This is a genomic window from Type-E symbiont of Plautia stali, assembly GCF_059731115.1.
The window spans coordinates 4,154,487-4,177,773 of the sequence record NZ_AP035906.1 but is presented as its reverse complement, the minus strand read 5'-3'; the positions used below and the strand labels follow the sequence as shown (position 1 = coordinate 4,177,773).

The following is a 23,287-nucleotide window of genomic DNA, read 5'->3' as shown; positions in this document are numbered from 1 at the left end:
GGATGAGTTTCTTTCACGCCAATCAGCGCGAAGCGTTGAACCAAAGCCTGGCTGAGCTGAACGGGCAAATTAATGTCTCTTTTGAATTTTTCCCGCCTCGCACCAGTGAAATGGAAGAAACCCTGTGGAGCTCAATCGATCGACTGAGCATCCTGAAACCGAAATTCCTCTCTGTGACCTACGGTGCTAACTCTGGCGAACGTGACCGCACGCACAGCATCATCAAAGGCATTAAAGAGCGCACCGGTCTGGAAGCGGCCCCGCACTTGACCTGCATCGATGCCACGCGTGATGAGCTGCGTGGCATCGCCCGTGACTACTGGGAGAATGGCATTCGCCATATTGTGGCGCTACGCGGTGATTTGCCACCGGGCAGCGGCAAGCCTGAGATGTACGGCGCTGATTTGGTCGCATTACTAAAAGAAGTGGGCGATTTTGATATCTCCGTGGCGGCTTATCCAGAAGTGCATCCCGAAGCGAAAAGTGCCCAGGCGGATTTGATCAACCTGAAGCGTAAAGTCGATAACGGTGCCAATCGCGCCATCACGCAATTCTTCTTTGATGTTGAGAGTTACCTGCGCTTCCGCGATCGCTGTGTTGCGGCAGGCATTGATGTCGAAATCGTGCCGGGCATTTTGCCGGTATCGAACTTTAAGCAGTTACAGCGTTTCGCCACCATGACTAACGTGCGCGTGCCGGGCTGGATGAATGCGATGTTTGCCGGACTGGATGACGATCCAGAAACGCGCAAAATGGTCGGTGCCAACATCGCCATGGATATGGTGAAAATCCTGTCACGCGAAGGGGTGAAGGATTTCCACTTCTACACGCTGAACCGTGCAGAATTGAGTTACGCCATCTGTCACACGCTGGGTGTGCGTCCGGCCTTAAGAGCCTGATTTTATCAAATAGAATTATGAGGGGGCCAATGTGCCCTCTTTTCATTGGCACCATGTTACCCAGCGGGAAGAGGCGGCAAATGGAGTAAAGCGTTGGGCGCCATGGATGGCGCACGCCGAGCGATCAGGGACGAGACAGCGGCTTTATGTAATTGCCGCCTCTTCCCGCGACGCGCAACACCCATTAAAAAAGGGGCACATTGGCCCCTTCGTGATTAGCGTTTTACGCCACTAGCCCGTATTACGCATACCCGCTGCCACACCCGCAATCGTCACCATCAGCGCTTGTTCAACACGCGCATCTGGCTCGTCACCACGCTCTTCCTGCGCACGTGCACGATGCAGCAGTTCAGCCTGCAACACGTTGAGCGGATCGGTGTAAACGTTACGCAGCGCGATAGACTCGGCGATCCATGGCTGGTCAGCCATCAAATGCGCATCGTTGGCGATGGTCAACACGGCTTTGATATCCGCAGCCAGCTGATCGCGCAACTGCAGACCCAGCGGCCACAGTGATTTATCTACCAGACGCTGATCGTAATACTCCGCCAGCCACAGGTCAGCTTTCGAGAACACCATCTCCAGCATGCCCAGACGGGTGGCGAAGAACGGCCATTGGCTACACATCGCTTCCAGCTGGTCCTGATGCCCTTCGTCCATCGCCTTCTGCAGCGCCGCACCGGCACCGAGCCAGGCTGGCAGCATCAAGCGGTTCTGCGTCCAGGCGAAGATCCACGGAATCGCACGCAGTGATTCCACGCCGCCGGTAGGACGACGCTTCGCCGGACGTGAACCGAGTGGCAGTTTACCCAGCTCTTGCTCTGGCGTGGCCGAACGGAAATACGGTACGAAGTCCGGGTTTTCACGCACATAGCCGCGATACATGGCGCAGGAATGGGCAGACAAACCGTTCATGATCTCTTTCCACTCGCGCTTAGGTTCTGGCGGTGGCATCAGGTTGGCTTCGAGAATCGCACCGGTATACAGCGAAAGGCTGGCGATGGTGACTTCTGGCAAACCGTATTTGAAGCGAATCATCTCGCCTTGTTCGGTCACACGCAGGCCGCCTTTCAGGCTGCCCGGCGGTTGCGACAGCAGTGCTGCGTGTGCCGGTGCGCCGCCACGGCCGATGGAACCGCCGCGTCCGTGGAACAGCGTCAGCGTGATGCCGGCTTTCTCACAGGTCTTGATCAACGCATCCTGTGCTTCGTACTGCGCCCAGCTGGCGGCCATCACGCCGGCATCTTTCGCCGAATCGGAATAACCAATCATCACCATCTGTTTGCCGTTGATGAAACCGCGGTACCAATCGATATTCAGCAACTGCGTCATGACGTCATTGGCGTTGTTCAAATCGTCGAGGGTTTCGAACAGTGGCGCTACTGGCATCGCGTAAGGAATACCGGCTTCTTTTAACAGCAAGTGCACAGCCAGCACGTCCGACGGCGTTTTCGCCATCGAAATCACGTAAGAGGCGATGGAACCTTGCGGCGCTTCAGCCACCACTTTACAGGTATCCAGCACTTCGCGCGTGTTGTCGCCCGGCTCCCATTGATGCGGCAGCAGCGGACGTTTGGAGTTCAGTTCACGGATCAGGAACGCCTGTTTGTCGGCTTCTGACCAGCTTTCGTAGTCACCCAGCCCCAGATAGCGCGTCACTTCGGCAATCGCTTCGGTGTGGCGGGTGCTCTCCTGACGGATATCAATACGCACCAGCGGCACGCCAAAGCACTTCACGCGGCGCAGCGTATCCAGCAACTGGCCATTGGCGATGATGCCCATGCCGCACTGTTGCAGAGATTGATAGATGGCGAACAGCGGTTGCCACAGTTGATCGTTCGAGACCAGTAGATCGGCAGGGCGCGGCAGGCGCTCGCCTTTCAAACGACGGCCTAAATAAGCTTGCGTGGTCATCAGCTGGCCACGGATGCGCTTCAGAATCATGCGGTACGGTTCCAGCGCTTCTGGATCGCCGCACAACTCGCGTACTTCATCGCTGCATTCGGACATCGACAGTTCAGAAATCAGCACGCCCACGTCGCGCAGGAACAGATCGGCGGCTTTCCAGCGGCTCAACTGCATCGCATGGCGTGTGATAGGTGCGGTGACGTTCGGGTTACCGTCGCGATCGCCGCCCATCCACGAGGTGAATTTAATCGGCACGAAATCGACGGGCAACTTAATACCAAAGGTCTCTTCAACCTGCTCGTTCAGCTCGCGCAGGAATGCCGGTACGCCTTGCCACAGGCTATTTTCGACCACGGCAAAGCCCCATTTGGCTTCATCAATCGGTGTTGGACGATACTTACGGATTTCATCGGTATGCCAGGCTTGTGCGACCAACTGACGCAGGCGACGCATGACTTGCGTGCGCTCGTAATCGGAGAGATCGCTGTGGTCGAGTTGCTGCAGGCAGCTATTCACTTCGCCCAGCATGTGGATCAGCGTACGTCGGGTGATCTCCGTTGGGTGAGCGGTCAGCACCAGCTCCAGCGACAGTTCTTCGATCGCCTGGCGAATCGAACTTTCGCTGATGTCGTTTTGCTGCTTCAGACGCTCAAAGGTCTTCTTCAGGATTTCCGGATTATTCGCGCCATCGCCGCTGCGGGAGATGGTCTGATACTGCTCTGCCACGTTGGTCAGGTTGAGGAACTGGCTAAACGCGCGTGCAACAGGTAGTAACTCGTCATTAGACAGGTTTTGCAGCGTGTTCAGCAGTTCCTTACGATCGGTGTCATTGCCTGCGCGGGAGGACTTAGAGAGTTTGCGGATGGTTTCCACCCGATCGAGGATGTTCTCTCCCAGTGCATCCTTTATCGTATCCCCGAGCAGTTTGCCGAGCATACTGACATTACTTCGCATTGCGGAATATTGTTCGTTCATTTGACCCTGACACCCTTATCGTCTTGAAAGTACCCTTACACCCAACGGGCATAACATCGTCTTTTATCTAGCCACGGTTCTTCCTGTTCGTCAATTGACTTAAATTGACGATAATTCGCTGCTAACTACCGGAAATTCATAGAATTAACTTGGGGGGAAGCGAGATAAGTTATTCTTATTATCAAATCCCGAACAATGACCGGGCAATTTACTGTTTTAACAGTGAATTGCCCCATCTATTGTTAATCAGTGACAAAAATGCTGAACAACCTGCGTGATAAGCGCATGAGTTGGCTTAATAAATGCGGTATCGATAAATTCATCTGGCTGGTGCGCCTGATTGATTGATCCTGGACCTAAAACCAGCGTTGGACACAATTGCTGGATAAAAGGCGCTTCGGTGCAATAGTTCACCACTTCAGTCGGCACACCCAGCAGTTTCTCTACCACTTTCACCAGCTCATGATCGGCCGGACATTCGTAGCCAGGAATCGGCGGGTGCAGTTCACCTACCGTTAAACGCCCCGGCCAGCGTTCGCTCACTGGCGCCAATGCTTCATTCAGCAAGCCATCCAAATCGCTCAGAGTTAAGCCCGGCAGCGGACGAATATCCATGTGTAATTCGCAGCAGGCGCAGATACGGTTCGCGGCATCGCCACCGTGAATGTGACCAAAGTTCATGGTCGGGTAAGGAATCGCAAATCCATCGTGGTTATAGCGATTTTTCAGGGTATTGCGCAGTTGCATCAGCTGGGTAATGGATTCATGCATCAGCTCAATCGCATTCACACCGCGTGAAGGATCGCTGGAGTGACCGGACTGACCCTGAATACGAATCACATTCGACAAATGGCCTTTGTGCGCGCGCACCGGCTTCAGTGAGGTCGGCTCACCAATGATGGCGCAATCCGGACGCAGCTGGGTGGATTCGGAAAAGTACTTTGCACCGGCCATGGTGGTCTCTTCATCGGCGGTGGCGAGGATGTACAGTGGCTTGCTGAGTTTGGTCACGTCAACGTCACGCAGCGCATCCAGAATAAAAGCAAAGAAGCCTTTCATATCCGCCGTACCTAAACCATATAGCTTGTTGTCGTGCTCGGTCAGGGTGAAGGGATCGCGCGTCCAGCGGCCATCATCATAGGGAACGGTATCGGTATGGCCTGCCAGCAGCAGGCCGCCAGCACCCAAACCGCTGCGTGCCAGCATATTGAATTTATGACGCGTACCCGGGACTGGCTGGACTTCAACACTGAAGCCTAAATCGCGGAACCAGCCCGCCAGCAAATTGATTAAAGTTTCATTGCTCTGATCCAGCGCGCTGTCAGTGGCGCTGATCGATGGTGTGGCAATCAGCTGGCGGTAGAGTTCGATAAAAGGTGGTAATTTTGTCTTCACTGTTGACGGTCCTTGGGTTAGGATGTATCAATATTCATGCATTAATAGTGAATAAAAATACAATAACGTCGTTTGCAAGTGAAGCGTAAAATCATCTGCAAACGGCATCGTGGGCAACGGGGCAAAGCCGCGACCCGGAATGAGTGACTGTAAAAAGGGTTACAGCCTGATGTTGAATACGCTGATCGTTGGTGCCAGTGGTTATGCTGGCGTAGAGCTTGCCACTTACCTGAATCGCCATCCGCATATGAACATAACCGCTTTGGCGGTTTCAGCGCAAAGCCCGGACGCCGGAAAATTACTCTCCGATCTGCATCCGCAGCTGAAAGGCATTGTCGATTTGCCGCTGCAGCCGCTGAGTGAGGCTTCCGAGTGGGCAGACAAAGTCGATGTGGTATTCCTCGCGACCGCGCATGAAGTCAGCCACGATCTGGCACCCGAATTCCTCAAAGCAGGCTGCGTGGTGTTCGACCTTTCCGGTGCGTTCCGTGTCAACGATGATGCTTTCTATACTCAATATTATGGTTTCAGCCATCAACATCAGGATTGGCTGGATAAAGCCGTTTACGGCCTGGCCGAATGGCAGCACGACAAAATCAAAGATGCACAGCTGGTTGCTGTGCCGGGTTGCTACCCAACGGCTGCACAATTGTCATTGAAGCCGCTGGTCGAAGCCGGTTTGCTTAACGATGCACAATGGCCGGTAATCAATGCCACCAGTGGTGTGAGCGGCGCAGGGCGTAAAGCCAACGTCGGCACCAGCTTCTGTGAAGTGAGCCTGCAGCCGTATGGCTTGTTCAATCATCGTCATCATCCTGAAATCGTGGCGCATCTCGGTACGCCTGTGATTTTCACCCCGCATCTGGGTAGCTTCCCGCGCGGTATTCTTTCGACCACCACCTGTCGCCTGAAAGCGGGCGTGACGCAGCAGGACGTGGCGGATGCCTTCCACAAGGCTTACCACGACAAACCGCTGGTGCGTGTGTATGACAAAGGTGTCCCGGCATTGAAAGCCGTAGTCGGCTTGCCGTTCTGCGATATTGGCTTTGCCATGCAGGGCGAGCACCTGATTGTGGTGGCGGCCGAAGATAACCTGCTGAAAGGTGCCTCTTCGCAGGCGGTTCAATGCTTAAACATTCGTTTCGGCTACCCTGAAACATTGTCTCTGATTTAACGGACGGAAACTGCAATGAATCCATTGATTATTAAGCTGGGTGGCGTACTGCTGGATAGCGAAGAAGCGCTGGCCCGCTTGTTTGATGCGCTGCTGGCCTACCGCAATGAACATCAGCGTCCGCTGATCATTGTGCACGGCGGCGGCTGCCTGGTTGACGAGCTGATGAAGAAGCTCGCTCTGCCAGTGAAAAAGAAGAACGGTTTGCGCGTGACGCCAGCCGATCAGATTGACATTATTACTGGTGCCCTGGCGGGTACAGCGAACAAGACCTTGCTGGCCTGGGCGAAGAAATATGGCATTGGTGCCGTTGGCTTATGCCTCGGTGATGCGGGCCTGGTAAACGTGGCGCAGTTCGACGAGGAACTTGGCCATGTGGGCAACGCGACGCCAGGTAATCCAGCGCTGGTGAATACCTTGTTGAGCGCGGGCTATATGCCGGTGATCAGCTCCATCGGTATTACTGACGGCGGCGATCTGATGAACGTCAACGCTGACCAGGCAGCGACCGCGCTGGCAGCGACCATTGGTGCTGATTTAGTCCTGCTTTCAGATGTCAGCGGTATTCTCGATGGCAAAGGTCAACGTATCGAAGAGATGACGGCCGATAAAGCACAGCAGCTGATCGATCAGGGCATTATTACTGATGGCATGATCGTTAAAGTGAACGCGGCACTCGATGCCGCACGTACTTTAGGTCGTCCGGTTGATATCGCCAGCTGGCGCCATGCTGAACAGCTGCCAACCCTTTTCAACGGCGTGTCGATTGGCACCCGGATTCTCGCATAATCAAGGATTTAAGACATGAGCACGCAAAACATCAAAAAAATCGTTCTGGCCTATTCTGGCGGTCTGGATACTTCGGCCATCATTCCATGGTTGAAAGAGAATTACGGCGGTTGTGAAGTGGTGGCATTCGTGGCCAACATTGGCCAGGACCCAGCCGATCTGGAAGGCGTTGAGAAGAAGGCGCTGCAGTCTGGTGCATCTGAGTGTCACGTTGCTGACCTGCGTGAAGAGTTCATCAGCGAATACGTGTATCCCGTGCTGCAAACCGGTGCTTTGTACGAAGGCACTTACCTGCTGGGCACCTCAATGGCACGTCCAATCATCGCCAAAGCGCAGGTTGAGCTGGCGCTGAAAGTCGGTGCAGACGCGCTGTGCCACGGTGCGACCGGTAAAGGCAACGATCAGGTGCGTTTCGAAACCACCTACACCGCACTGGCACCACAGCTGAAAGTGGTTGCGCCATGGCGTGAGTGGGATCTGCGTTCACGTGAAGCGCTGCTGGATTACCTGAAAGTGCGTAACATCCCAACGACGGCATCACTGGAAAAAATCTACAGCCGTGATGAGAACGCGTGGCACATCTCTACTGAAGGTGGCGTGCTGGAAAGCCCAGCGAATGCACCGAACAAAGATTGCTGGGTGTGGACCGTTGATCCGCTGGAAGCGCCAGATCAGCCAGAGAACGTCACTGTGACCGTTGAGAAAGGTCGTGTCGTTGCGGTAAACGGCGAGAAGCTGAGCCCGTTCCAGTGCCTGGAGAAACTGAACGTGCTGGGCGCGAAACACGGCGTGGGTCGTATCGACATCGTGGAAAACCGTCTGGTCGGTATCAAATCTCGCGGCTGCTATGAAACCCCTGGCGGCACCATCATGGTCAACGCACTGCGTGCGGTTGAGCAGCTGGTACTGGATCGTGACAGCTTCAAATGGCGTGAGCAGTTGGGCCATGAAATGTCTTACGTGGTTTACGACGGTCGCTGGTTCGCGCCGCTGCGTAAATCTATCCAGGCCGCTGCCGAGTCCCTGGCAGAAGAGGTGAATGGCGAAGTGGTACTGCAGCTGTATAAAGGCCACGCCACTGCGATTCAGAAAACCTCGGCGAACAGCCTGTACTCGGAAGAGTTCGCGACCTTCGGCGAAGACGAAGTTTACGACCACAGCCACGCGGGCGGCTTCATCCGTCTGTTCTCTCTCTCTTCACGCATTCGTGCATTGAACGAGCAGAAGAAGTAATACCGCGGCAGATAACACATTTTGCAAGGGCGGCTTCGGGCCGCCCTTTCTATAACAGCATTCAGGAGTAAAGCAGATGGCACTTTGGGGCGGACGTTTTTCGCAGGCAGCAGACCAACGGTTCAAACAGTTCAACGACTCACTGCGTTTTGACTATCGTCTGGCGGAGCAGGACATCACCGGTTCGGTAGCGTGGTCTAAAGCGCTGGTTACCGTGAATGTGCTGAGCAGCGATGAGCAGCAGCAGCTGGAAGGCGCACTGAATGAACTGCTGGCAGAAGTGCGCGCCAATCCAGAGCAGATTCTGCAAAGCGATGCCGAAGATATCCATAGCTGGGTAGAAGGCAAGCTAATCGACAAAGTCGGCGCACTGGGCAAAAAACTGCACACTGGCCGTAGCCGTAACGATCAGGTCGCTACCGATCTGAAACTGTGGTGCAAAGAGCAGGTCGCGGTGTTGCTGGACGCCACGCGCGAATTACAATCTGCCCTCGTTGCCACCGCTGAAGCTAATCAGGACGCGGTGATGCCAGGCTATACGCACCTGCAACGCGCGCAGCCGGTGACCTTTGCGCACTGGTGCCTGGCGTATGTCGAAATGCTGGCGCGTGATGAAAGCCGTCTGCAGGATACGCTGAAGCGTTTAGACGTGAGCCCGCTGGGCTGTGGCGCACTGGCCGGTACCGCGTATGAAATTGATCGCCAGCAGCTGGCGGGCTGGTTAGGCTTCGCCTCTGCTACCCGTAACAGCCTTGATACCGTGTCTGATCGTGACCACGTGCTGGAGCTGCTGTCGGATGCCTCAATCGGCATGATTCACCTTTCACGTTTCGCAGAGGACCTGATTTTCTTCAACACTGGCGAAGCGGGCTTCCTTGAACTGTCTGACAAAGTAACGTCGGGTTCTTCATTGATGCCACAGAAGAAAAACCCGGATGCACTGGAACTGATTCGCGGCAAATGTGGCCGTGTACAAGGCGCACTGACCGGCATGATGATGACACTGAAAGGCTTGCCGCTCGCCTACAACAAAGACATGCAGGAAGACAAAGAAGGCCTGTTCGATGCGCTCGATACCTGGGTTGATTGCCTGCATATGTCAGTACTGGTTCTGGACGGCATTCAGGTGAAACGTCCACGTTGTCAGGAAGCGGCCGAGCAGGGTTACGCCAACTCCACCGAACTGGCGGATTATCTGGTGGCCAAAGGTGTACCGTTCCGTGAAGCGCACCACATTGTTGGTGAAACCGTGGTTGAAGCGATCAAGCAGGGCGTGGCGCTGGAAGCATTAAGCCTGGCGCAATTGAAGCAGTTCAGTGCGGTGATTGAGGATGACGTTTATCCGATTCTGTCGCTGCAATCCTGCCTCGACAAGCGTAATGCACAGGGCGGGGTGTCGCCTCAGCAAGTCGCATTTGCCATCGCTGAAGCGAAAAAGCGCTTAGGCTAAAAAAAAGCGGGCTCCTTTTCGGTAGCCCGCCAACCTCTAGCTTCAGAAATACATATTGTTATAGGCACATCATCAAGGGCTGGCACTCCCGGCCAACACTTTGATTTTTATAGCTGATTGCAGGTGATGCTCGACGTCATCTCAGCGTCTTTTTCAACATTGCTTGCTATGGCCGGTATTATTCCTGTTCATCGCTTGATAGGGCTAATCGTTCATTGCTATTCTATCTATCGCCACGGGCTATCGTGGTTTGGAGGAAATCAATGAACATTCGTGATCTGGAGTATCTGGTTTCGCTTGCGGAGCATCGCCATTTCCGGCGTGCAGCTGATGCGTGTCATGTCAGCCAACCTACCTTGAGCGGGCAGATTCGTAAGCTGGAAGATGAGCTCGGTGTGATGCTGCTGGAGCGTACCAGCCGTAAGGTGTTATTTACCCAGGCTGGACTATTGCTGGTGGATCAGGCGCGAACTGTGCTGCGTGAAGTCAAAGTGCTGAAGGAGATGGCGAGCCAACAGGGCGAAGCGATGTCCGGACCGCTGCATATTGGTCTGATTCCGACCACTGGCCCGTATTTGCTGCCGCAGATCATTCCCATGCTGCATCAAACCTTCCCTAAACTCGAAATGTACCTGCATGAAGCGCAAACGCAGCAACTGCTGGCGCAGCTCGACAGTGGCAAACTGGATTGCGCGATTCTGGCGCTGGTAAAAGAGAGCGAAGCCTTTATTGAGGTACCGCTGTTTGATGAGCCAATGAAGCTGGCGATCTACAAGGATCATCCGTGGCACGATCGCGATCGTGTGCCGATGTCAGATCTGGCTGGTGAAAAGCTGCTGATGCTGGAAGATGGCCACTGCTTGCGCGATCAGGCCATGGGCTTCTGCTTCGAAGCCGGTGCGGACGAAGATACCCATTTCCGCGCCACCAGTCTGGAAACGCTGCGCAACATGGTCGCGGCAGGAAGTGGCATTACTTTGCTGCCTTCGCTGGCAGTGCCGAATGAGCGAGTGCGTGATGGCGTGTGCTATCTGCCGTGCTATAAGCCGGTTCCACAGCGCACGATTGCTTTGGTTTATCGCCCAGGATCACCTCTGCGCAGCCGCTATGAGCAGCTGGCAGAAGCAATCAAAACCCACATGCAGGGTTATCTGGACACGTCGTTAAAACAGGCGGTTTAAGCCGTTGAGCGCCGCGACACGATAGGCCTCGGCCATCGTCGGATAGTTGAAGGTGGTATTCACGAAGTACTCAATCGTGTTGCCGCCGTTCTTCTGCTCCATAATGGCTTGCCCGATGTGAATAATTTCTGCTGCACGTTCGCCAAAGCAGTGAATACCTAAAATCTCTTTGGTTTCACGATGAAACAGAATCTTCAGGCTACCCACGTGCATCCCCACAATCTGCGCACGCGCCAGATGCTTGAACTGCGCACGACCCACTTCGTATGGCACTTTCATTGCAGTCAGCTGCTGTTCGGTTTTACCCACTGAGCTGATCTCCGGAATGGTATAAATCCCGGTAGGAATATCTTCGATCAGATGGGCAGTGGCTTCACCTTTGATGATCGCCTGTGCCGCAATACGGCCCTGATCGTAGGCGGCTGAAGCCAGGCTCGGATAACCAATGACGTCGCCCACTGCATAGATGTGCGGCTGCGCAGTCTGGTACATGCTGTTCACTTTCAACAGGCCACGACCATCAGCTTCCAACCCGACATTTTCCAGCGCCAGTGAATCGGTGTTACCGGTACGGCCGTTAGCGTACAGCAGGCAATCCGCTTTCACTTTCTTGCCCGACTTCAGGTGCATGATCACGCCATCACTGACACCTTCAATCTTCTCGAACTCTTCGTTGTGACGAATTACCACGCCGCTGTTCCAGAAGTGATAGGAGAGCGAATCTGACATTTCCTGATCGAGGAACGCTAGCAAGCGATCGCGCGTGTTGATCAAATCCACCTTGACGTTCAGGCCACGGAAAATTGATGCGTATTCGCAACCAATCACACCGGCACCGTAAATGATCACATGGCCAGGTTCATGATGCAGATTGAGGATAGAGTCGGAGTCGTAAATGCGTGGGTGCGTAAAGTCGACGTCTGCAGGATGGTAAGGACGTGAACCGCACGCAATCACGAATTTTTCTGCGGTTAAGCGTTCGCGGGTGCCATCGGGCTGTTCAACTTCGATGGTGTTGGCATCAACAAAATGGGCATCGCCCTGATAAAGCTCACAACGGTTGCGCTCATAAAATCCCTGACGCATTGCCGTTTGCTGACTGATAACGTTTTCGGTGTGATTCAAAATGTCAGCAAATGAGGAGCGCAGGAGTCGGGTGTGATCGCTATAAAGAGGGTTTTGATTGAACTCGATAATACGGCTGACAGCGTGACGTAAAGCTTTGGAGGGGATGGTCCCCCAGTGAGTACAACCGCCGCCGATATTATGGTAGCGTTCGATCACTGCAATGCGCGCTCCCTGCTTCACCAGGCCCATTGCCGCACCTTCGCCGCCTGGACCTGAGCCAATCACAATGGCATCGTAATCGTAAGACTTTTGCATACCAGTACGTCCTATTTTTCTATCACATTTTTACAACGAGATTCTAACATCTCACCGCGCACTTCTGAATTCTAACAGCGAAAAATCCCCAGTTTTGACAAAGCGTGAGGTACACAGGCGGTCACAAACTTTGCGCCACTGTACGCTGAAAAGTTTGTTATAGTGCCTTCCAGATCACTCAAAAGGCCGGGAAAATGGGCGTCAGGGCGCAACAGAAAGAACGTACAAGACGTACGCTGATTGAAGCAGCCTTCAGTCAGTTAAGTGCAGAAAGGAGTTTTGCCAGCCTGAGTTTGCGTGAAGTTGCACGTGAAGCCGGGATTGCACCTACCTCGTTTTATCGTCACTTTAAAGATGTGGATGAACTGGGTTTGACCATGGTCGATGAAAGCGGCCTGATGTTACGCCAGTTGATGCGCCAGGCACGCCAGCGCATTGCCAAGGGCGGCAGCATTATCAAAACTTCCGTTTCCACATTTATGGAATTTATCGGGAACAATCCCAACGCTTTTCGTCTCTTACTACGCGAGCGCTCCGGAACATCGGCCGCGTTCCGTGCCGCAGTTGCGCGAGAAATTCAGCACTTTATTGCTGAGCTCGCGGATTACCTTGAGCTGGAAAATCGGATGCCGCGCAGCTTTACCGAAGCGCAAGCCGAAGCCATGGTGACCATCGTGTTCAGTGCCGGTGCGGAAGCGCTGGATGTGGATATCGAACAGCGTCGCAAGCTGGAAGATCGCCTGGTGCTGCAATTGCGCATGATCGCCAAAGGCGCTTATTACTGGTATCGCCGGGAGCAGGAACGTCTGGCGGTGACCCTGGAAAAACCCGAAGAGTAATGTGATAAGGATAATGAAATGATTGAGCAAAACCCACGCGATAAAGGAACCCTGTTACTGGCTTTTATCACCGGTTTAGCAATCAACGGCTCCTTTTCGGTGCTGTTCAGTACGTTTGTGCCTTTTTCGATATTCCCGCTGATCGCCCTTGGCCTCGCAGCCTGGTGTCTGCATCAGCGTTATCTTAACCGCAATATGCCCGATGGCATGCCTTCACTGGCCGCGGCGTTTTTCCTGTTGGGTATTCTGGTGTATAGCGCGCTGGTGCGGGCTGAATATCCGGATATCGGTTCCAACTTTATCCCGACCATTTTGATGGTGGCGCTGGTGTTCTGGATTGCCACTCGCTTCCGCCGCGCCAGGAACAAAAGCTAAATACAACAACGGGAACCGCAGGGTTCCCGTTTTGTTTTACGCTTTACGCGTGAGCCAGACGCCGCATTCCATATGATGGGTGTACGGGAACTGGTCGAACAGCGCCAGCCGCGACACGTCATGGGTTTCACCCAGCGTGGCAAGATTGTCGCACAGGGTTTGCGGGTTGCAGGAGATATACAGGATGCGTTGATACGCCTGCACCATCTTCACGGTTTCCTCATCCAGGCCACTGCGTGGTGGATCGACAAAGATCGTCTCGCATTGATAGCTCTTCAGGTCGATACCTTCTAAGCGGTTGAAGCTGCGCACGCCATTCATCGCTTGGGTAAACTCTTCCGCCGCCATGCGAATGATCTGCACATTATCGATATGGTTGGCGGCAATATTGTACTGCGCTGATGCTACCGAAGGTTTCGCAATTTCCGTCGCCAGTACGCGATGGAAGTTACGCGCCAGCGCCAGTGAGAAGTTGCCGTTGCCACAGTAAAGTTCCAGTAGATCACCACGTGAGCCCTGAGTGACATCCAGCGCCCATTCCAGCATCTGAATGTTCATCGCCGCATTCGGCTGGGTGAAGCTGTTCTCCACCTGGCGATAAATCATCTCTTTGCCAGCTACCGGCAGGCATTCATCGACGTAATCGCGGTCAAGACAGATTTTGGTTTTGGTCGCACGGCCAATCAACTGCACATCAATGCCTTCAGCGCGCAGGGTGTCGCGCAGTGCGGTGGCGGCTTCCGTCCAGTCCGCTTCCAGCTTACGGTGATACAACAGCGAAATCACAATCTGATTGCTCATGGTCGACAGGTAGTCGATCTGGAACAGCTTGAAACGCAGCACCTGGTTATCACGGATCGCGTCGATCAGTTTTGGCATCAACTGATTGATCAATTCGCTCGCCGCAGGGAATTGATCCACCCGGATACGCTGCTTGGTCTCTTGATCAAAGATGATGTGGTACAGATCGTCGCCATCATGCCAGATGCGGAATTCGGCGCGCATGCGATAGTGGCTGACCGGTGAACGGAACACCTCCACGTCAGGCGCCGCAAAGGGAGACATCATCGCCTGTAAACGGCTGGCTTTTTCCGCCAGTTGCGCGTCGTATTGTTCAATCGGGAGCTGTTCGGGTGTCATCTTTAATCCTGGTAATAAGCTAGCTTGCCGGGCGATTGTAGGCATTCACCTGCTGATGTCCAGTTCTGTGAGAAGATGATGGCTGGCAGTCTGGATTCCCGACCTTCTTAACCGTAGACTGCGACTGCCGGCCTCCTTGAGTTAAAAGGGAATCCAGTGTGAATCTGGAGCTGACGCGCAGCGGTAAAAGAATGTCGTGGTGAGTGCACCTATCAACACTGTCCTGCGGGATGGGAAGTTTTTCACCATTTATGATTCTCAGCCCGAAGACCTGCCGGTGTGTCGTCGCAATCACTGCAACCATCGCGTGCTATCGGTTGCAGGCCTGCGGCATCCTGCTTCGTCTTTTGGATGCTTACAACAATGAATAAAAGCAACATTACGCTGTGTGCCTTTAGTGCAACGGCGCTTTCACTCTGGGCTGCATATGGCTACGCTCAGGATGATGATAAGCAAATCGTTACCGCCAACCGCTTCGCTCAACCGGTTTCATCGGTGCTGGCACCGACAACGGTCGTCACTCGTGAAGAGATCGATCGCTGGCAGGCGAAAAGCCTGACGGATGTGATGCGCCGTTTACCGGGCGTGGATATCGCGCAGAATGGTGGCCTTGGTCAATCCAGCTCGATGTTTATCCGTGGTACTAACTCCAGCCATGTGCTGATATTAATTGACGGCGTTCGCCTCAATCAGGCGGGTATTTCTGGTTCGTCTGATTTAAGCCAAATTCCGTTGTCACTGGTGCAGCGCATCGAATATATCCGTGGCGCGCGTTCAGCGGTTTATGGTTCGGATGCGATTGGTGGGGTGGTGAACATTATTACCGGCCGCGATAAAGCAGGTACCACGTTGACGGCGGGTGTCGGTTCCAATGGCTACCAAAGTTATGATGGTTCCACGCAGCAAATGCTGGGGGATGCCACCAAACTCACCATGGCGGGTAATTATACCTATACCAAGGGTTACGACGTGGTGGCCAACTTGCCTGACGTTTACGGAGATCCCGCGCAGAAAGACCGTGACGGCTTTATGAGCAAAACCTTGTATGGATCGTTGGAGCATCAATTTAACGATGAATTCAGCGGTTTCGTGCGTGGCTATGGTTTCGACAACCGAACGGCTTACGATGGTTACCCTACTTATGTAGAGCCGAACACCTTTGTCGATACTCGCCAGCTTTACAGCCAAACCTGGGATACCGGTCTGCGCTTCAATCAGGATATCTACTCATCCCAGTTAATCGCCAGCTACAGCCATACCAAAGATTACAACTACAGCCCGCAACTCGGTAAATACGATGCGACCGCCTCATTAAATGATGTGCAGCAGTACAACCTACAGTGGGGCAATACTGTTCAGGTCGGGCACGGTGCCATTAGTGGTGGCGTGGACTGGCAGAAACAGACTTCAGAACCGGGTACTAACTCCACTATTGAAGGTCAGGAACAACGTAATACTGGGATTTATGCTACTGCGCAGCAGCAATTCGGTAGCGTAACGCTGGAAGGGGCAGTACGTGGCGACGACAATGATGCGTTTGGCTGGCATAACACCTGGCAGAGCAGTGCTGCGTGGGAGTTTGTTGACGGCTACCGTGTTTTCGCTTCTTACGGTACGGCATTCAAATCGCCGAATTTAGGACAGCTTTACAGCCAGACGTATGGTAACCCGGATCTGAAGCCTGAAAAGAGCAAGCAGTGGGAAGGGGGCTTTGAGGGGCTGACGGGCCCGGTAAACTGGCGTGTATCCGGCTACCGCAATGATATCGACAATCTGATTGATAGCGACCCAAGCACGTACGTTTATTACAACATCGATAAAGCACGCATCAAAGGGGTGGAAGCAACAGCATCCTTCGATACTGGCCCGCTCAGCCATCAAATCTCATACGATTATGTTGATGCGCGTGATGCAGAGACTAATCAGCAGCTAGTACGCCGTGCTAAGCAGCAGGTGAAATACCAACTCGACTGGACAATCTACGATTTTGACTGGTCTGTGACCTATCACTATCTTGGCGATCGTTACGATAACGATTACAACCACTCTTACACGCCGCAGCGCGTGAAATTGGGCGGTGTGAGCTTATGGGATCTCGCAGTGTCGTATCCGGTCACATCACAGCTCACCGTTCGTGGTAGAATTGCCAACCTGTTCGATAAAGACTACGAGACAGTGTATGGCTATCCAACTCCAGGAACGGAGTATTACCTCAGCGCCAGCTACAGCTTCTGATCTGCGTCCCACCGTGCTGGTGTTTGACTCCGGCGTCGGTGGGCTCTCCGTCTATGATGAGGTCCGGCAGTTATTGCCGGATCTTCACTATTTATATGCCTTCGATAATGAAGGTTTCCCTTACGGTGAAAAAACCGAAGACTTTATTGTCGAGCGTGTGGTTGCTGTGGTTGAGGCGATTACAAAACGCTTCCCGCTGGCATTAGTCATCATTGCCTGTAACTCGGCTAGCACCGTTTCTTTACCTGCACTGCGTGAGCGATTCGAGTTTCCTGTTGTCGGTGTTGTGCCGGCGATTAAACCTGCTGCGCGTCTCACGCGTAATGGTGTCGTGGGGTTACTGGCAACGCGCGGCACGGTAAAACGTCCTTATACTCATGAGCTGGTGGCGCAGTTTGCGCGCGAGTGCAAAATCGAAATGCTGGGTTCTGCTGAACTGGTAGAGCTGGCGGAAGCGAAACTGCATGGTGAAGGGGTGGAACTCTCTGATGTGCGCCATGCTGTGCAACCCTGGCTTCGCATGAAAGAGCCACCTGACACTGTCGTCCTGGGATGTACGCACTTTCCTCTATTGCGTGACGAGCTGCAAATGGTACTGCCTGAAGGCACGCGGTTAGTGGATTCCGGTGCAGCCATTGCACGCCGCACAGTATGGTTATTAGAACATGAAGCGCCGCACGCCGTTTCTTCTGGTCAAAATATGGCGTTCTGCACGCTTATGGATGAGGAGGCGGTGCAATTATCACCGGTTTTACGGCGTTATGGCTTTCCATTGCTGGAAAAACTGGCGATTTAGTGGGGTTTCGACGAAAAAAACAGCACTCAGAATTTAATTTGCATTTAGCGCTTGTCAGCCAAAAAGAAATCCCTATACTGCGCCTCCACTGACACGGAACAACGGCTTACGAAGCGAAGTGTTCAGGAGGTGGTCTTCAAGGCAACCTTCAGAAAAGCAAAAATAAATGCTTGACTGAGAATGCGGAAAGCGTAATATACGCATCCCGCGCCGCTTGAGAAATCGCGGCACTGCTCTTTAACAATTTATCAGACAATCTGTGTGGGCACTCGCAGGATTGATATCAACGTCTCCGGACGTAAAAAATATCAAGTCTCACGAGTGAACACATAATGAAATTCATTATGACGTTTTACAGATGAGCATCGCTGAACTTGTTTCAGCAAATCAAACTTTAAATTGAAGAGTTTGATCATGGCTCAGATTGAACGCTGGCGGCAGGCCTAACACATGCAAGTCGAACGGTAGCACAGAGAGCTTGCTCTTGGGTGACGAGTGGCGGACGGGTGAGTAATGTCTGGGAAACTGCCCGATGGAGGGGGATAACTACTGGAAACGGTAGCTAATACCGCATAACGTCTTCGGACCAAAGTGGGGGACCTTCGGGCCTCACACCATCGGATGTGCCCAGATGGGATTAGCTAGTAGGTGGGGTAATGGCTCACCTAGGCGACGATCCCTAGCTGGTCTGAGAGGATGACCAGCCACACTGGAACTGAGACACGGTCCAGACTCCTACGGGAGGCAGCAGTGGGGAATATTGCACAATGGGCGCAAGCCTGATGCAGCCATGCCGCGTGTATGAAGAAGGCCTTCGGGTTGTAAAGTACTTTCAGCGGGGAGGAAGGCGATGGAGTTAATAGCTTCATCGATTGACGTTACCCGCAGAAGAAGCACCGGCTAACTCCGTGCCAGCAGCCGCGGTAATACGGAGGGTGCAAGCGTTAATCGGAATTACTGGGCGTAAAGCGCACGCAGGCGGTCTGTCAAGTCGGATGTGAAATCCCCGGGCTTAACCTGGGAACTGCATTCGAAACTGGCAGGCTAGAGTCTTGTAGAGGGGGGTAGAATTCCAGGTGTAGCGGTGAAATGCGTAGAGATCTGGAGGAATACCGGTGGCGAAGGCGGCCCCCTGGACAAAGACTGACGCTCAGGTGCGAAAGCGTGGGGAGCAAACAGGATTAGATACCCTGGTAGTCCACGCCGTAAACGATGTCGACTTGGAGGTTGTGCCCTTGAGGCGTGGCTTCCGGAGCTAACGCGTTAAGTCGACCGCCTGGGGAGTACGGCCGCAAGGTTAAAACTCAAATGAATTGACGGGGGCCCGCACAAGCGGTGGAGCATGTGGTTTAATTCGATGCAACGCGAAGAACCTTACCTACTCTTGACATCCAGAGAACTTAGCAGAGATGCTTTGGTGCCTTCGGGAACTCTGAGACAGGTGCTGCATGGCTGTCGTCAGCTCGTGTTGTGAAATGTTGGGTTAAGTCCCGCAACGAGCGCAACCCTTATCCTTTGTTGCCAGCGGTCCGGCCGGGAACTCAAAGGAGACTGCCAGTGATAAACTGGAGGAAGGTGGGGATGACGTCAAGTCATCATGGCCCTTACGAGTAGGGCTACACACGTGCTACAATGGCGCATACAAAGAGAAGCGACCTCGCGAGAGCAAGCGGACCTCATAAAGTGCGTCGTAGTCCGGATTGGAGTCTGCAACTCGACTCCATGAAGTCGGAATCGCTAGTAATCGTAGATCAGAATGCTACGGTGAATACGTTCCCGGGCCTTGTACACACCGCCCGTCACACCATGGGAGTGGGTTGCAAAAGAAGTAGGTAGCTTAACCTTCGGGAGGGCGCTTACCACTTTGTGATTCATGACTGGGGTGAAGTCGTAACAAGGTAACCGTAGGGGAACCTGCGGTTGGATCACCTCCTTACCTGAAGATACCTTCCTTCGAAGTGCTCACACAGATTGTCTGATAGAAAAGTAACGAGCAGAAAAAACCTCTACAGGCTTGTAGCTCAGGTGGTTAGAGCGCACCCCTGATAAGGGTGAGGTCGGTGGTTCAAGTCCACTCAGGCCTACCAAATTCGCACTCATGCGGCGTTATGTACCCGGTCGTTTACCAAAGTAAACTTCCCTCCTACATGCCTTGCCTGAGCACGAATTTACGTTTTCATGTAAATGAAAAAGTAACTCCTGGTGAGTGGTAGTAGAAGGTCTCTGCAGTAACTGTATGGGGCTATAGCTCAGCTGGGAGAGCGCCTGCCTTGCACGCAGGAGGTCAGCGGTTCGATCCCGCTTAGCTCCACCATTACAGTGACTCAAAACAATACTTCAGAGCGTACCGGCAACGGTGTGCTGCGAAGTATTATGCTCTTTAACAATCCGGAACAAGCTGAAAATTGAAACGACACGTCGTATTCATTCTCCGTAATAAGAATGAAGCTATCGATGTGTTCGAGTCTCTCAAATGCTTGCAGTCTGCATGCGTTGCAAAACGCCTGTGGGTTGTGAGGTTAAGCGACTAAGCGTACACGGTGGATGCCCTGGCAGTCAGAGGCGATGAAGGACGTGCTAATCTGCGTAAAGCGTCGGTAAGGTGATATGAACCGCTACAGCCGACGATGTCCGAATGGGGAAACCCGGTGCACTCTGTGCATCATCGCAACATGAATACATAGTGTTGCGAGGCGAACCTGGGGAACTGAAACATCTAAGTACCCAGAGGAAAAGAAATCAACCGAGATTCCCCCAGTAGCGGCGAGCGAACGGGGAACAGCCCAGAACCTGAATCAGTTTGTGCATTAGTGGAAGCGTCTGGAAAGTCGCAGGGTACAGGGTGATACTCCCGTACACAAAAATGCACATCTTGTGAGTTCGAAGAGTAGGGCGGGACACGTGGTATCCTGTCTGAATATGGGGGGACCATCCTCCAAGGCTAAATACTCCTGACTGACCGATAGTGAACCAGTACCGTGAGGGAAAGGCGAAAAGAACCCCGGCGAGGGGAGTGAAACAGAACCTGAAACCGTGTACGTACAAGCAGTGGGAGCCAACTTGTTTGGTGACTGCGTACCTTTTGTATAATGGGTCAGCGACTTATATTCTGTAGCAAGGTTAACCGTATAGGGGAGCCGCAGGGAAACCGAGTCTTAACTGGGCGTTAAGTTGCAGGGTATAGACCCGAAACCCGGTGATCTAGCCATGGGCAGGTTGAAGGTTGGGTAACACTAACTGGAGGACCGAACCGACTAATGTTGAAAAATTAGCGGATGACTTGTGGCTGGGGGTGAAAGGCCAATCAAACCGGGAGATAGCTGGTTCTCCCCGAAAGCTATTTAGGTAGCGCCTCGTGAACTCATCTTCGGGGGTAGAGCACTGTTTCGGCTAGGGGGCCATCCCGGCTTACCAACCCGATGCAAACTGCGAATACCGAAGAATGTTATCACGGGAGACACACGGCGGGTGCTAACGTCCGTCGTGAAGAGGGAAACAACCCAGACCGCCAGCTAAGGTCCCAAAGTCATGGTTAAGTGGGAAACGATGTGGGAAGGCACAGACAGCCAGGATGTTGGCTTAGAAGCAGCCATCATTTAAAGAAAGCGTAATAGCTCACTGGTCGAGTCGGCCTGCGCGGAAGATGTAACGGGGCTAAACCATGCACCGAAGCTGCGGCAGCGACACTATGTGTTGTTGGGTAGGGGAGCGTTCTGTAAGCCGTTGAAGGTGAACTGTGAGGTTTGCTGGAGGTATCAGAAGTGCGAATGCTGACATAAGTAACGATAAAGCGGGTGAAAAGCCCGCTCGCCGGAAGACCAAGGGTTCCTGTTCAACGTTAATCGGAGCAGGGTGAGTCGACCCCTAAGGCGAGGCTGAAAAGCGTAGTCGATGGGAAGCAGGTTAATATTCCTGCACTTGGTGTTACTGCGAAGGGGGGACGGAGAAGGCTAGGTTATCCGGGCGACGGTTGTCCCGGTTTAAGCATGTAGGCGGAGAGTTTAGGTAAATCCGGACTCTTTTTAACGCTGAGGTGTGATGACGAGCCACTACGGTGGTGAAGTAACTGATGCCCTGCTTCCAGGAAAAGCCTCTAAGCTCCAGGTAACACGAAATCGTACCCCAAACCGACACAGGTGGTCAGGTAGAGAATACCAAGGCGCTTGAGAGAACTCGGGTGAAGGAACTAGGCAAAATGGTGCCGTAACTTCGGGAGAAGGCACGCTGTCATCAGGTGAAGTCCCTCGCGGACGGAGCTGAAGGCAGTCGAAGATACCAGCTGGCTGCAACTGTTTATTAAAAACACAGCACTGTGCAAACACGAAAGTGGACGTATACGGTGTGACGCCTGCCCGGTGCCGGAAGGTTAATTGATGGGGTTATCCGTAAGGAGAAGCTCTTGATCGAAGCCCCGGTAAACGGCGGCCGTAACTATAACGGTCCTAAGGTAGCGAAATTCCTTGTCGGGTAAGTTCCGACCTGCACGAATGGCGTAATGATGGCCAGGCTGTCTCCACCCGAGACTCAGTGAAATTGAAATCGCTGTGAAGATGCAGTGTACCCGCGGCAAGACGGAAAGACCCCGTGAACCTTTACTATAGCTTGACACTGAACATTGAGCCTTGATGTGTAGGATAGGTGGGAGGCTTTGAAGCGTGGACGCCAGTCTGCGTGGAGCCAACCTTGAAATACCACCCTTTAATGTTTGATGTTCTAACGTAGACCCGTAATCCGGGTTGCGGACAGTGTCTGGTGGGTAGTTTGACTGGGGCGGTCTCCTCCCAAAGAGTAACGGAGGAGCACGAAGGTTGGCTAATCCTGGTCGGACATCAGGAGGTTAGTGCAATGGCATAAGCCAGCTTGACTGCGAGAGTGACGGCTCGAGCAGGTGCGAAAGCAGGTCATAGTGATCCGGTGGTTCTGAATGGAAGGGCCATCGCTCAACGGATAAAAGGTACTCCGGGGATAACAGGCTGATACCGCCCAAGAGTTCATATCGACGGCGGTGTTTGGCACCTCGATGTCGGCTCATCACATCCTGGGGCTGAAGTAGGTCCCAAGGGTACGGCTGTTCGCCGTTTAAAGTGGTACGCGAGCTGGGTTTAGAACGTCGTGAGACAGTTCGGTCCCTATCTGCCGTGGGCGCTGGAGAATTGAGGGGGGTTGCTCCTAGTACGAGAGGACCGGAGTGAACGCACCACTGGTGTTCGGGTTGTCATGCCAATGGCATTGCCCGGTAGCTAAGTGCGGAAAAGATAAGTGCTGAAAGCATCTAAGCACGAAACTTGCCCCGAGATGAGTTCTCCCTGACTCTCTGAGAGTCCTGAAGGGACGTTGAAGACGACGACGTTGATAGGCCGGATGTGTAAGTGCAGCGATGCATTGAGCTAACCGGTACTAATGACCCGTGAGGCTTAACCTTACAACGCCAGAGGCGTTTTTGAGAGACGCAGAAGTAGATTTTCAGCTTGTTCACGGACTGGTTCGCGTGGTGACGGATGTCACGGCGTGAATA

Annotated in this window: 14 protein-coding genes, 2 tRNA genes, 2 rRNA genes and 1 riboswitch; of the genes, 14 read left to right on the top strand and 4 right to left on the bottom strand. The window is 53.3% G+C overall.

The features are described 5' to 3' along the window. Positions 1-2 precede the first annotated feature (2 nt). On the top strand, positions 3-899 hold the full coding sequence (gene metF, locus AC6I8L_RS19335; protein ID WP_058960106.1) for a methylenetetrahydrofolate reductase: 897 nt from the start codon (positions 3-5) through the stop codon (positions 897-899). Positions 900-1,130: 231 nt separating this feature from the next. On the opposite strand, the gene ppc is transcribed toward metF, so the two are convergent. Together ppc and argE are read right to left on the bottom strand one after the other, a co-directional pair. Beyond that, positions 1,131-3,782 (bottom strand): phosphoenolpyruvate carboxylase, encoded by a 2,652-nt coding sequence (gene ppc / locus AC6I8L_RS19330; protein ID WP_045833619.1) that lies wholly within the window; start codon positions 3,780-3,782, stop codon positions 1,131-1,133. 246 nt (positions 3,783-4,028) lie between these two features. Further along, positions 4,029-5,177 carry an acetylornithine deacetylase gene (argE, locus tag AC6I8L_RS19325; protein ID WP_045815696.1) on the bottom strand — a complete coding sequence of 383 codons (1,149 nt, stop codon included), beginning with the start codon at positions 5,175-5,177 and terminating at the stop codon, positions 4,029-4,031. Between the two features lie 169 nt (positions 5,178-5,346). Here argE and argC point away from each other — a divergent pair, with 169 nt between their 5' ends. The 5 genes from argC (at position 5,347) to oxyR (ending at position 11,004) form a co-directional block, all read left to right on the top strand. Further along, entirely contained in the window at positions 5,347-6,351 is a 1,005-nt protein-coding gene (gene argC, locus AC6I8L_RS19320) for an N-acetyl-gamma-glutamyl-phosphate reductase (RefSeq protein WP_034823925.1), read from the top strand. A gap of 15 nt (positions 6,352-6,366) precedes the next feature. Continuing rightward, positions 6,367-7,140: an acetylglutamate kinase gene (gene argB, locus AC6I8L_RS19315; protein WP_058960105.1), complete on the top strand. Its 774-nt coding sequence runs from the start codon at positions 6,367-6,369 to the stop codon at positions 7,138-7,140. A gap of 15 nt (positions 7,141-7,155) precedes the next feature. Beyond that, on the top strand, positions 7,156-8,373 hold the full coding sequence (locus tag AC6I8L_RS19310; protein WP_038644110.1) for an argininosuccinate synthase: 1,218 nt from the start codon (positions 7,156-7,158) through the stop codon (positions 8,371-8,373). Between the two features lie 76 nt (positions 8,374-8,449). After that, entirely contained in the window at positions 8,450-9,823 is a 1,374-nt protein-coding gene (gene argH / locus AC6I8L_RS19305) for an argininosuccinate lyase (RefSeq protein ID WP_058960104.1), read from the top strand. Between the two features lie 263 nt (positions 9,824-10,086). Next, entirely contained in the window at positions 10,087-11,004 is a 918-nt protein-coding gene (gene oxyR / locus AC6I8L_RS19300; RefSeq protein WP_034823715.1) for a DNA-binding transcriptional regulator OxyR, read from the top strand. On the opposite strand, the gene sthA is transcribed toward oxyR, so the two are convergent. Beyond that, positions 10,987-12,387: a Si-specific NAD(P)(+) transhydrogenase gene (gene sthA / locus AC6I8L_RS19295; protein ID WP_021506825.1), complete on the bottom strand. Its 1,401-nt coding sequence runs from the start codon at positions 12,385-12,387 to the stop codon at positions 10,987-10,989. The genes oxyR and sthA overlap by 18 nt on opposite strands. Before the next feature lie 194 nt (positions 12,388-12,581). On the opposite strand from sthA, the gene fabR reads away from it, so the two are divergent. Together fabR and AC6I8L_RS19285 are read left to right on the top strand one after the other, a co-directional pair. Further along, entirely contained in the window at positions 12,582-13,226 is a 645-nt protein-coding gene (gene fabR, locus AC6I8L_RS19290; protein ID WP_034823706.1) for an HTH-type transcriptional repressor FabR, read from the top strand. Positions 13,227-13,244: 18 nt separating this feature from the next. Next, positions 13,245-13,601: a YijD family membrane protein gene (locus AC6I8L_RS19285; protein ID WP_034823705.1), complete on the top strand. Its 357-nt coding sequence runs from the start codon at positions 13,245-13,247 to the stop codon at positions 13,599-13,601. Between the two features lie 36 nt (positions 13,602-13,637). On the opposite strand, the gene trmA is transcribed toward AC6I8L_RS19285, so the two are convergent. Next, positions 13,638-14,741: a tRNA (uridine(54)-C5)-methyltransferase TrmA gene (gene trmA, locus AC6I8L_RS19280; protein WP_058960103.1), complete on the bottom strand. Its 1,104-nt coding sequence runs from the start codon at positions 14,739-14,741 to the stop codon at positions 13,638-13,640. Positions 14,742-14,853: 112 nt separating this feature from the next. Then, positions 14,854-15,034: riboswitch (cobalamin riboswitch) on the top strand. Positions 15,035-15,104: 70 nt separating this feature from the next. On the opposite strand from trmA, the gene btuB reads away from it, so the two are divergent. The 6 genes from btuB to AC6I8L_RS19250 all read left to right on the top strand — a co-directional run bounded on the left by btuB (position 15,105) and on the right by AC6I8L_RS19250 (position 23,194). Further along, on the top strand, positions 15,105-16,976 hold the full coding sequence (gene btuB, locus AC6I8L_RS19275) for a TonB-dependent vitamin B12 receptor BtuB (RefSeq protein WP_058960102.1): 1,872 nt from the start codon (positions 15,105-15,107) through the stop codon (positions 16,974-16,976). Then, positions 16,921-17,772 (top strand): glutamate racemase, encoded by an 852-nt coding sequence (gene murI / locus AC6I8L_RS19270; protein ID WP_058960101.1) that lies wholly within the window; start codon positions 16,921-16,923, stop codon positions 17,770-17,772. The genes btuB and murI overlap by 56 nt, the downstream gene beginning before the upstream one ends. Before the next feature lie 396 nt (positions 17,773-18,168). Further along, a 16S ribosomal RNA gene (locus tag AC6I8L_RS19265) occupies positions 18,169-19,708 on the top strand. A 74-nt stretch (positions 19,709-19,782) separates the two neighbouring features. Further along, positions 19,783-19,859 (top strand) — tRNA-Ile (locus AC6I8L_RS19260). A 151-nt stretch (positions 19,860-20,010) separates the two neighbouring features. Then, a tRNA-Ala gene (locus AC6I8L_RS19255) sits at positions 20,011-20,086 on the top strand. A 203-nt stretch (positions 20,087-20,289) separates the two neighbouring features. Beyond that, positions 20,290-23,194, top strand: a 23S ribosomal RNA gene (locus AC6I8L_RS19250). Together the 16S and 23S rRNA genes with 2 tRNA genes alongside form the textbook arrangement of a ribosomal RNA operon. Positions 23,195-23,287 lie beyond the last annotated feature (93 nt).

What these genes read in the sequence shown, in the direction of transcription:
- metF (WP_058960106.1), top strand. Translation starts at nt 3, where the DNA reads ATGAGTTTCTTTCACGCCAATCAGCGCGAAGCGTTGAACCAAAGCCTG.
- ppc (WP_045833619.1), bottom strand. Translation starts at nt 3,782, where the DNA reads ATGAACGAACAATATTCCGCAATGCGAAGTAATGTCAGTATGCTCGGC.
- argC (WP_034823925.1), top strand. Translation starts at nt 5,347, where the DNA reads ATGTTGAATACGCTGATCGTTGGTGCCAGTGGTTATGCTGGCGTAGAG.
- argB (WP_058960105.1), top strand. Translation starts at nt 6,367, where the DNA reads ATGAATCCATTGATTATTAAGCTGGGTGGCGTACTGCTGGATAGCGAA.
- AC6I8L_RS19310 (WP_038644110.1), top strand. Translation starts at nt 7,156, where the DNA reads ATGAGCACGCAAAACATCAAAAAAATCGTTCTGGCCTATTCTGGCGGT.
- argH (WP_058960104.1), top strand. Translation starts at nt 8,450, where the DNA reads ATGGCACTTTGGGGCGGACGTTTTTCGCAGGCAGCAGACCAACGGTTC.
- oxyR (WP_034823715.1), top strand. Translation starts at nt 10,087, where the DNA reads ATGAACATTCGTGATCTGGAGTATCTGGTTTCGCTTGCGGAGCATCGC.
- sthA (WP_021506825.1), bottom strand. Translation starts at nt 12,387, where the DNA reads ATGCAAAAGTCTTACGATTACGATGCCATTGTGATTGGCTCAGGTCCA.
- fabR (WP_034823706.1), top strand. Translation starts at nt 12,582, where the DNA reads ATGGGCGTCAGGGCGCAACAGAAAGAACGTACAAGACGTACGCTGATT.
- AC6I8L_RS19285 (WP_034823705.1), top strand. Translation starts at nt 13,245, where the DNA reads ATGATTGAGCAAAACCCACGCGATAAAGGAACCCTGTTACTGGCTTTT.
- trmA (WP_058960103.1), bottom strand. Translation starts at nt 14,741, where the DNA reads ATGACACCCGAACAGCTCCCGATTGAACAATACGACGCGCAACTGGCG.
- btuB (WP_058960102.1), top strand. Translation starts at nt 15,105, where the DNA reads ATGAATAAAAGCAACATTACGCTGTGTGCCTTTAGTGCAACGGCGCTT.
- murI (WP_058960101.1), top strand. Translation starts at nt 16,921, where the DNA reads ATGGCTATCCAACTCCAGGAACGGAGTATTACCTCAGCGCCAGCTACA.